At 75.1% G+C, this 5521-nt stretch carries 7 protein-coding genes; 4 read left to right on the plus strand and 3 right to left on the minus strand.

Annotated features, from left to right (window positions below; all coding sequences use genetic code 11):
- Window positions 1-661: acetamidase/formamidase family protein (locus E1264_RS39450; protein ID WP_132182175.1), on the minus strand; the 661-nt coding region annotated here is incomplete at its 3' end.
- A gap of 42 nt (window positions 662-703) precedes the next feature.
- Complete coding sequence (locus E1264_RS39455) at window positions 704-1051, minus strand: DUF1801 domain-containing protein (RefSeq protein WP_132182177.1); 348 nt, start codon at window positions 1049-1051, stop codon at window positions 704-706.
- Between the two features lie 85 nt (window positions 1052-1136).
- On the opposite strand from E1264_RS39455, the gene E1264_RS39460 reads away from it, so the two are divergent.
- Together E1264_RS39460 and E1264_RS39465 are read left to right on the plus strand one after the other, a co-directional pair.
- Window positions 1137-1625: a MarR family winged helix-turn-helix transcriptional regulator gene (locus E1264_RS39460; RefSeq protein WP_243711455.1), complete on the plus strand. Its 489-nt coding sequence runs from the start codon at window positions 1137-1139 to the stop codon at window positions 1623-1625.
- 129 nt (window positions 1626-1754) lie between these two features.
- A complete protein-coding gene (locus E1264_RS39465) occupies window positions 1755-2546 on the plus strand; it encodes an aldo/keto reductase (protein WP_132182187.1) in 792 nt (263 codons plus the stop codon).
- Window positions 2547-2579: 33 nt separating this feature from the next.
- Here E1264_RS39465 and E1264_RS39470 read toward each other — a convergent pair whose 3' ends face one another.
- Entirely contained in the window at window positions 2580-3005 is a 426-nt protein-coding gene (locus tag E1264_RS39470) for a hypothetical protein (protein WP_132182179.1), read from the minus strand.
- 29 nt (window positions 3006-3034) lie between these two features.
- On the opposite strand from E1264_RS39470, the gene E1264_RS39475 reads away from it, so the two are divergent.
- Both E1264_RS39475 and E1264_RS39480 read left to right on the plus strand, forming a co-directional pair.
- Entirely contained in the window at window positions 3035-4522 is a 1488-nt protein-coding gene (locus E1264_RS39475) for an MFS transporter (RefSeq protein ID WP_132182181.1), read from the plus strand.
- A 58-nt stretch (window positions 4523-4580) separates the two neighbouring features.
- Window positions 4581-5507 (plus strand): ribokinase, encoded by a 927-nt coding sequence (locus E1264_RS39480; protein WP_132182183.1) that lies wholly within the window; start codon window positions 4581-4583, stop codon window positions 5505-5507.
- The last annotated feature ends 14 nt before the right edge of the window (window positions 5508-5521 follow it).

The following is a 5521-nucleotide window of genomic DNA, read 5'->3' on the forward strand; positions in this document are numbered from 1 at the left end:
CCATCGGGGCGGGCGGGGCGGCGCCCTTGCGCACGTCCACGCGGAGCCGCACGACGCCGTCGATCTCGACGCCGGTGCCGCACACCTCGCCGTCGCCCATCGCGGCGTGCGCGTCGCCGAGGGACAGCAGCGCGCCGTCCACGCCGACCGGCAGGACGAGCCGCGCCCCGGGGCCGATGTGCCGGACGTCCATGTTCCCGCCCCAGCGGCGCGGCGGGACGATCGAGTGCGGGCCGGGCTCCGGCGGCGCCACCCCGATCGTGCCGATCATCGGGACGACCGGGACGCGCAGCCCGGGCAGCGGCTCGGCGAACCCGCCGGAGATCTTCGAGACGCGCAGGTGCGCGTCGGGGAAGTCGTCGGCGAGCAGGCCGAAGCCGGGGATGCAGGCCGTCCAGCCCCACTCGCCGGTCTCCATGCCGAGGACGTCGATCACCAGCGCGTCGCCGGGAGCGGCGCCCTCGACCCGGAACGGGCCGGTGACGGGGTTGACGCGGCCGAAGTCGAGCGCGGCGACCTCGGCCGTGCCGGACCCGGCGCCGAGCTGGCCGCCGCTCGCCTCGGTGGTCTCGACGGTGAGCTCCTCGCCCGGCGCGACGGTCGCGATGGGCGGGATCGCGTTGTCCCAGGCGTGGTGCGCGCTCGTGCGGCGGATGTGCATCGCTCCTCCAACGGGGGGTGTCGGCGTACCCCGAGCCTATGATCAGCTCTGGTCGAGGCGGACGGCCTGGGCGATGTAGTCGCGCAGGGCCTTCTCGTCGATCCCGTCCAGCGTCTTGATCTTGACGTGCCGGGTCTTCTTGCCGACGCCCTCCAGCAGCCCGTGCTCGTCGTCGAACTCGGCGCCGCGCTCGAAGGCGAAGGTGAGGTGCGTCTTGCTCTGGCTGATCACCGCGAGGATCTTCGTGCCGCGCCAGGCGGGCGAGCCGTAGGTGAGGCATTCGGTCGCGTCCGGCGCGGCCTCGGCCATGAGCTTGCGGAGGGCCGTGAGGATCTCGGCGTACTTGGGGTCGAGCTTGGTCGCGGCGTAGGTGTCGATCTCGTTCGCCATGGTGGGCTCCCTGTTCGATGTGCGCCGGAGGCTCCGGTGCCGATGGGGAGTACGCTATAGTCACGAGCATTGATAGTCAAGATCCGTGACTAAAAAGCGGGAGGCGTTCATGGAAGCGGCGTCCACGGGCGCGGGGCGAGCGGCCCCCGACCTGGGCATGCTGGCCGGGCAGCTGATGCGGGCCCTTCAAGAGGAGCTGTTCCAGCGGCTGGCCGAGCAGGGCCACCCGGACGTCCGGCCGCGGCACGGGACCGTCCTCGCGTTCCTCGACCGGGACGGGCTGCGCGCCACCGAGCTCGCCGCCCGGTCCGGCCAGCACAAGCAGATCGTCGGGACGATCGTCGACGAGCTCGTCGCGCTCGGCTACGTCCGGCGCGAGCCCGACCCCGCCGACCGCCGCGCCAAGCGCGTCGTCCCGACCGAGCACGGCCTCGACGAGATCGCCAAGGCCCGCGCCATCCTCGCCGCCATCGAGCGGCGGCACCGGGAGGAGCTGGGGGAGGAGCGCTTCACCGCCTTCAAGGACGCCTTCCAGGAGATCGCCCGCGCGCAGCGCCGGTGGAACCGGTCCTGACCTGGGCGCCGCCGTCACGCGAACCGGGTTCGGACGCCCCTTTCCCGGGCAGGATCGCCCGCGTGCCATAGCAGGCCGAGAGGGGGACCCGTGACCGTACCCAACGTTGATCTCATCGACGGGGCCGCGATGCCGCAGATCGGCTTCGGGGTCTTCCAGGTGCCGGATGACGAGGCGGAGCGCGTGGTGACGGCGGCGCTGGAGGCGGGGTACCGCAGCATCGACACGGCGAGCGCCTACGGCAACGAGGAGGGCGTGGGCCGGGCCCTGCGCGACTCGGGCCTGCCGCGCGACGAGCTGTTCGTCACCACGAAGCTGTGGAACGACGAGCAGGGCTACGACAACGCGCTCCGGGCGTGCGAGGCGAGCCTGTCCCGGCTCGGCCTCGACCACCTGGACCTCTACCTGATCCACTGGCCGATGCCGGCCCGGGACACCTATCTCGACACGTGGCGGGCGCTGGAGCGGCTCAAGGCGGACGGCCGCGCCCGCTCGATCGGCGTCTCCAACTTCACCGTCGAGACGCTGCGGCGGATCATCGAGGAGGCGGACGTCGTCCCGGCCGTGAACCAGATCGAGCTGCACCCCTACCTCCAGCAGGACGGCCTGCGCGCGTTCCACCGCGACCACGGCATACGCACCGAGGCGTGGGCGCCGCTCGGCCAGGGCCAGGGCCTGCTGGACGACCCGGCCCTCGACCGCATCGCCCGGAACCACGGGCGCACCCCGGCGCAGATCGTCCTGCGCTGGCATCTGCAGATCGGCAACGTCGTCATCCCGAAGTCGGTGACGCCGTCCAGGATCGCCGAGAACCTCGACGTGTTCGGCTTCGACCTGTCCCCGGACGACATGAAGACGATCGGGGAGATGGACAAGGGCGTCCGGGTCGGCCCCGACCCCGCCACCTTCGGCGCGTCCTGAGCCGGACGGGCGCTCGGCTGGGGCCGGACACGTTCAGGGCTTGACCAAGGTCGCCTCGTAGAAGGCCACGAGGTGGTCGGCCAGGGCCTCGCGCGTCCAGCCGCGGCCGGTCAGCAGGCGCTCGAAGAGGTCGGTGGCGATGAGGCCCCACAGCATGTCGGCGGCGGTCTCGACCGTCCAGTGGGCGGCGAGGCGGCCCTCGTCGTGGAGCCGCTCGGCGAGGCGGCGGCAGGTGCGGAACTGGTTCTCATCGACGGTGGCGCGGTGCCGGGCGGCGTCGGGATCGGCGTGCCGGACGCGGTCGATCGCGCGGTCGACGGTCATCAGGCGCGGGTGGTAGGCGGCCAGGTGCCGGGCCCAGGCGCGCAGCGCGGACACCGCGTCGGGCGCGTCCCGGACGGGGGCGAGCGAGTCGCGCAGGCCCTCCTGCTCGGCGATGAAGCCGAACAGCGCGGTCACGAGCTCGGTGCGCGAGGCGAAGTGCAGGGGTGGTGCTCGGGTACGTCCTGCCGCTGATCGCGCTGACGCTGCCCGCCGGGCGGTGGCTCGACCAGGTGGGGCGGCGCGAGGCCCTCGCCGTCTCGGTCGCCGGGTTCGCGGCGGCGAGCGTCGCGGTCGGGCTGGCGCCCGGGATCGGCTGGATGATCGCCGCGCGGGTCGTCCAGGGGGCGTTCGCGGCCGTGCTGCTCGCGCTCGTCCCGGTGCTGACCACGATCGCGGTCCTGCCGGAGGTGCGCGGCCGCGCGATGGCCGTGGTGATGACGCTCGGCCCGCTCGGCGGGGTCACCGGGCCCGCGCTCGGCGGCCTGCTCATCGAGCGGGCCGGCTGGCCGTGGATCTTCTTCCTGAACGTGCCGGTGAGCGTGCTCGTCATCGCGCTCGGCTGGTCGTCGCTGGCCGCCGGGGACCGGCCCGTCCCGGTGCGGGCGGGCGACCCCGCGAGGGGCTGGATTCCCGGACGGGCGCGGCTGGTGGAGACGGCGCTGCTCGGCGGCGCCGCGATCGCGCTCATGCTCGCGCTGTCGCTCGGCGCGGGGCACGGCCCCGGCTGGCTGGCGCTGGCCGTCGTCGCCGTGCCGCTCACCCTGGCCTGGTGGCGGCTCCCGGACGGCCGCCCGGTGCGTGAGCTGCTGCGGGCGCCCGGCATGCCCGGCCCGCACCTGGCGCTGCTGGCGGAGATGGCGGCCGTGATGAGCGTGCAGTTCCTGATCCCGTTCCAGCTGCAGCGCTCTGGGACGGCCACGCCCGCCGAGATCGGCCTGACGATGCTCGCGTTCCCGGCGGCGGTGATGGTCACCGGCCCGATCGGCGGCGCGCTCGCCGACCGGTTCGACGGGCGCGCCGTCGCGATCGGCGGCGCGGCGGCCGTCACCGCCGGGCTCGTCCTGCTCGTCCCGGCCGGGACGGGCTGGGGCCCGGCCGACCTGGCGTGGCGCCTCGCCGTCGCGGGCGCCGGGGCCGGGCTGTTCGCCGGCCCGAACCAGACCATCGCCATGGGCCGGGCACCGCGCCACCTGCTCGGCACCACCGGCGCCACGACCAGCCTCGCCCGCCAGCTCGGCGTCGCGCTCGGCCCGGCGCTGGCCGTCACGACCTGGTCGCTGACCGGCTACGGCATCGAGGGGATGCGCGCGTCGCTGGGCCTCGCGGCCGTGCTCGCCGCGGTGAGCGTGCTCGTCCAGGTCCGCGGCGCGCGGCCCGTGCCGCCGTGGAGCCCGCTCCCGCTACAGAAAGTGACAGAGCGTAACGTTCTGTGCATGGGGGATGATCAGCGGAGCTGGGTCGGGCCGGGGGGCCTGCGGGTGACCGCGGTACGGCTCACCGGGGCGCACCGGGTGTGGGCGGAGTTCGCGGGGGTGCACGGCGCGAGCGCGCTGCTGGCGACGCGGGACGGCGCGTTCGTCGGCCGCGGCTACTACCCGTCCGTGGCGGAGCTGGGCGAGGTGGTCGACCTCGCCGAGCTGCACATGCGGTGACGCCGTGGAACGTGGGTGCGGTTGCGCGGGCGCGCCCGTCCCTGTAGTCGGTTGAACCGTGCGCTCACGGGACTGGGACTGGGATGTCGTCGTCGTCGGATCGGTCAACGCGGACCTGGTGGTCGGCGTCGAGCGGCGGCCCGCGCCGGGGGAGACCGTCCTCGGCTCCGACCTGGCCACGCACCCGGGCGGCAAGGGCGCCAACCAGGCGGTCGCGGCGGCTCGGCTCGGCGGCCGGGCCGGGCTCGTCGGGCGGGTCGGCGACGACGGCCACGGCGAGCTGCTGCGCGCCGCCCTCGCGGCGGACGGCGTGGACCTCGCCCACCTCACCACCACACCGGGCGTGCCGACGGGCGTCGCGCTGATCACGGTCGGGCCGGACGGCGACAACAGCATCATCGTCTCGCCCGGTGCCAACGCCCGGCTCGGCCCGGCCGACGTCACGGCCGCCCGCGCGATGATCGCCGCCGCGTCGGTGGTGTCGTTCCAGCTGGAGGTGCCGCTGCCCGCCGTGGAGGCCGCCGCCCGCGTCGCGGCGGAGGCGGGCGGGCGGATCGTGCTCAACCCGTCGCCGCCCGCGCCCGTCCCGGGCGAGCTGCTCGCCCGCTGCGACCCCCTCGTCGTCAACGAGCACGAGGCCGCCCATCTCCTGGGCGGGGACGGGAACGGTGATCCGGCGGCCATGGCGGCCGGGCTCGCCCGGTCCGGGCCCCGGTCGGTCGTCGTCACGCTCGGCGCGGACGGCGTCGTGGTCGCGGACGGCGCCACCGCACCGGTCAAGATCCCGTCGCCGGAGGCGGACGCGGTCGACACGACCGGCGCGGGCGACGCGTTCACCGCCGCGCTGTGCCTGCGGCTCGCGTGCGGCGACCCGCTGCCCGGCGCGGCCCGCTACGCCGCCCGCGCGGGCGCCGCCGCCGTCCGCAAGGCGGGCGCGCAAAGCTCCTTCCCCACACCCGGAGAGCTGCCCCCGGCGCCCCCGTAAGGGCGGGGTCAGGG

Source organism: Actinomadura sp. KC216, assembly GCF_004348535.1.
In the GTDB taxonomy this organism is placed as follows: domain Bacteria; phylum Actinomycetota; class Actinomycetes; order Streptosporangiales; family Streptosporangiaceae; genus Spirillospora.

Excerpts from the sequence above, each read along its gene's own strand:
- E1264_RS39455 (WP_132182177.1), bottom strand. The coding sequence starts at position 1,051 with ATGGCGAACGAGATCGACACCTACGCCGCGACCAAGCTCGACCCCAAG.
- E1264_RS39465 (WP_132182187.1), top strand. The coding sequence starts at position 1,755 with ATGCCGCAGATCGGCTTCGGGGTCTTCCAGGTGCCGGATGACGAGGCG.